The 3,170-nt window shown below is 68.7% G+C and carries 4 protein-coding genes and 2 tRNA genes; 5 read left to right on the top strand and 1 reads right to left on the bottom strand.

Going from position 1 to position 3,170, the window contains the following annotated elements:
* The first annotated feature begins 45 nt into the window (after positions 1-45).
* From AC08OP_RS23350 to AC08OP_RS23330, 5 genes are all read left to right on the top strand, one after another.
* Positions 46-121: transfer RNA gene (locus AC08OP_RS23350), tRNA-Thr, on the top strand.
* Between the two features lie 100 nt (positions 122-221).
* A tRNA-Met gene (locus AC08OP_RS23345) sits at positions 222-298 on the top strand.
* A 94-nt stretch (positions 299-392) separates the two neighbouring features.
* On the top strand, positions 393-557 hold the full coding sequence (gene rpmG, locus AC08OP_RS23340; RefSeq protein ID WP_009740545.1) for a 50S ribosomal protein L33: 165 nt from the start codon (positions 393-395) through the stop codon (positions 555-557).
* A gap of 238 nt (positions 558-795) precedes the next feature.
* Positions 796-1,257, top strand: coding sequence for an FAS1-like dehydratase domain-containing protein (locus AC08OP_RS23335; protein ID WP_476604487.1), 462 nt, complete (start codon positions 796-798; stop codon positions 1,255-1,257).
* A 110-nt stretch (positions 1,258-1,367) separates the two neighbouring features.
* On the top strand, positions 1,368-1,796 hold the full coding sequence (locus tag AC08OP_RS23330; RefSeq protein ID WP_462185741.1) for a MaoC family dehydratase: 429 nt from the start codon (positions 1,368-1,370) through the stop codon (positions 1,794-1,796).
* Between the two features lie 46 nt (positions 1,797-1,842).
* Here the strand turns inward: AC08OP_RS23330 and AC08OP_RS23325 are convergent, their stop codons facing one another.
* A complete protein-coding gene (locus tag AC08OP_RS23325; protein ID WP_462203597.1) occupies positions 1,843-3,051 on the bottom strand; it encodes a pyridoxal phosphate-dependent aminotransferase in 1,209 nt (402 codons plus the stop codon).
* Positions 3,052-3,170: the final 119 nt, after the last annotated feature.

Raw genomic sequence — 3,170 nt, 5'->3', positions numbered from 1 at the left:
CGCCCAACCCCGCCCGTCGTCGTGTAATCTGAGCTCCGCGACCTCGCCCCTTTAGCTCAGTCGGCAGAGCGTCTCCATGGTAAGGAGAAGGTCTACGGTTCGATTCCGTAAAGGGGCTCCACGTTCCGCCTTCGGGTGGGTTCGTGTCCGGGGGGGATGTCCGCCGCTCCTCCCGCGGGGTAAGATGTTGGTCGGGCCGCCGCAACCAGGTGGACCATCCCAGCGGTGTAGCTCAGTCTGGCAGAGCAAGCGGCTCATAATCGCTGTGTCGCCGGTTCAAGTCCGGCCACCGCTACCAGCAGGGTGCGGCCTACCGCGAAGCCCGTGCGGGATCGCGGTTCGCCACGCCGCCCGACCTGTTCAGTAACCGACTCAGGAAGAGGCATCACGCCGTGGCCGCCACCGACGTCCGCCCGAAGATCACAATGGCGTGTCAGGTGTGTAAGCACCGGAACTACATCACGCGCAAGAACCGTCGCAACGACCCGGACCGCCTCGAACTGAAGAAGTTCTGCCCGAACTGCGGCAAGCACACGGAGCACCGCGAGACGCGCTGACGTCGTTTTGGCGGCTGCCCATCGGCGCGTCCGGGCGCCTGTCCCCACGTGGACAGGCGGGGTGGCGGGGTCGCTGAATCCTTCGTGTACTTATCTACGTTCCGCCCCGGTAGCCGGTCAGGGAAGTCCTGGGCCGGCTAGTTGGCATGCCGGCCCAGATTATCGACCGGTGGCGGGCGATGTGGTAACCACGTAGAGACACCCTGGTCATCCCGCTGATGGCGCGATCGGAGTTGCGATGCCGCTCAATCAGGACTTCGTGGGACGAAGCTCGGTCTCCTCCGTCCCGTTCCAGGTCGGGCGCGAGCACATCCGGAGGTTCGCCGAAGCGATCGGGGACGACAACCCGCTGTACCACGATCTGGAGGCCGTGAAGGCCGCTGGTTATCCCGATCTCGTGGCCCCACCCACGTTCCTCATCACAGTGATCCCCGGAACCCTCGGGGTGCCCACCGACGATCCGGAGCTCGGCCTCGACTTCTCCCTGGTCGTCCACGGCGAGGAACGTTTCGTGTTGCTTCGGCCGGTGGTGGCCGGCGACGAGCTGATCTGCACCTCGACCCTGACCGGCATCCGGTCCGTGGGGACCAACGAGGTGCTCGTCGTCAACTACCAGTTCGCCACGATCTACGGAGAGCAGGTCGCCACCGGCGTGTGTGGGCTGGTCTCGCGCGGGACGGCTCCGCCGAGGCACCGATGACACCTTTGCCGACAGGGTTGCTGGCAGTCCCGCCGGCCCCGCTCGGCTCCGGCGACCGCGCGTTGCGCACGTTCCGGGCGACCCCGGGCGTCCTCACGATCTGGAGAACGATGACTGCCACGGTGAGCTACGACGACGTCGAGGTCGGCACCGAGCTGCCGGAGCGGCTTTTCCCGTTGCGCCGGGATGATCTTGTCCGGTATGCCGGTGCATCCGGCGACTTCAACCCCATTCACTGGAGCGATCGGGCGGCCGCCGAGGCCGGCCTGCCGGGAGTGCTGGCGCACGGCATGCTGACCATGGCTACGGCCGCGCGGCTGGTCACGGACTGGCTTGGGGACCCGGGCGCCGTGGTCGAGTTCGGGGTGAAGTTCTCCTCCCCGGTGATCGTTCCCGACGATGGCGTCGGCGCGACGGTGTCCGTGCGTGGCGTGGTCGAGAAGAAGCTCGACGACAACCTGGTAGTGGTGAATCTCACCACCCGATGCGACGGCAAAAAGGTCTTGATGGCGGCCCGGGCGACCGTCCGGCTGCGCTGAGGCCTGCCGCGCGGCGGGGGACTGGCCGCCGGGCCGCCCGGCGGCCTCAGGCCGCCTCGGCAAGCAGGGCGGAGAGGCGGCTGACTCCTTTAACGAGATCGTCGTCGCTCAGCGCGTAGGACAGCCGAGCGAAGCCGGGAGTCCCGAAGGCCTCACCCGGCACGATCGCGACCCCGGCCTCCTCAAGGATCAGCTGGCACAGATCCGCGGACGTGGTGGGGGTACGGCCGCGCAGGGTGCGTCCGAGCACGTCCTGCACCGACGGATAGCAGTAGAACGCCCCGTCGGGCAGTGGGCAGCGGATCCCGGGGGTTTGCGACAGCAGACGGTGCATCGTCTGCCGGCGGCGGTCGAAGGCGGTACGCATCTTGGCGACCGCGTCCAGCGGGCCGGCGACCGCGGCGAGCGCGGCGGCCTGGGCGACGTTCGAGACGTTCGATGTCGCGTGGGACTGGAGGTTGGTCGCGGCGGCCACGGCGTCCGCCGGCCCGATCAGCCACCCGACCCGCCATCCCGTCATCGCGTAGGTCTTCGCGACCCCGTTGACGATGATGCAGCGTTCGGCGAGCTCGGGTACCTCGGCGAGGACGGAGGCGAACCTCGTCTCGCCGTAGACCAGATGCTCGTAGATCTCGTCGCTGATGACCCAGATCCCGGCCTGCTCGGCCCACCGCCCGATCGCGCGGATCTCCTCGGGGGTGTGGACGGCGCCGGTCGGGTTCGACGGGGAGTTGAACAGCAGAACCTTGGTCCGCGGGGTGCGTGCCGCCTCCAGTTGTTCCACCGTCACCCGGTACCCGGCTTCCGGACCGGTGACGACGTCGACCGGGACACCCCCGGCCAGCCGGATCGACTCCGGGTAGGTCGTCCAGTATGGGGCGGGCAGGAGCACCTCGTCCCCCGGGTCGAGCAGCGTCGCGAACGCCGCGTAGACAGCCTGCTTGCCGCCGTTGGTCACCAGGACCTGGCTCGGTGAGACGATCACCCCCGAGTCTCGGGCGGTCTTCTCGGCGATGGCCTGCTTCAGCTCCGGCAGGCCCGCGGCCGGGCTGTAGCGGTGCATGCGGGGCTCACGGCATGCCTTCTCGGCGGCGGCGACGATGTGGTCCGGGGTCGGGAAGTCCGGTTCCCCGGCGCCGAACCCGATCACGTCGCGGCCCGCGGCGCGCATCGCCTTGGCGGTGGCGTCGACGGCGAGCGTTGCGGAGGGTGCGATCCCCCCGATGCGGTGCGAGATCCTGCTCATGGCCGCCATGCTGCCACGGCTGTCACATGTGTGTCGGATGCACGTCGGACGTACCGCGGGATCCGTCCGGACCCTCCGGCAACGGTCCTCCGGCCCGTCCGGCCGCATCCGTTCGAACCTCCGTGACA

Source organism: Frankia sp. CeRuru1 (assembly GCF_977966315.1).
Note: the sequence above shows the minus strand (reverse complement) of the source record. Positions and strands in the feature narration are given on the sequence as shown.

Coding starts and splice junctions, on each gene's coding strand:
- AC08OP_RS23335 (WP_476604487.1), top strand. CDS start 796: ATGCCGCTCAATCAGGACTTCGTGGGACGAAGCTCGGTCTCCTCCGTC.
- AC08OP_RS23330 (WP_462185741.1), top strand. CDS start 1,368: ATGACTGCCACGGTGAGCTACGACGACGTCGAGGTCGGCACCGAGCTG.
- AC08OP_RS23325 (WP_462203597.1), bottom strand. CDS start 3,051: ATGGCGGCCATGAGCAGGATCTCGCACCGCATCGGGGGGATCGCACCC.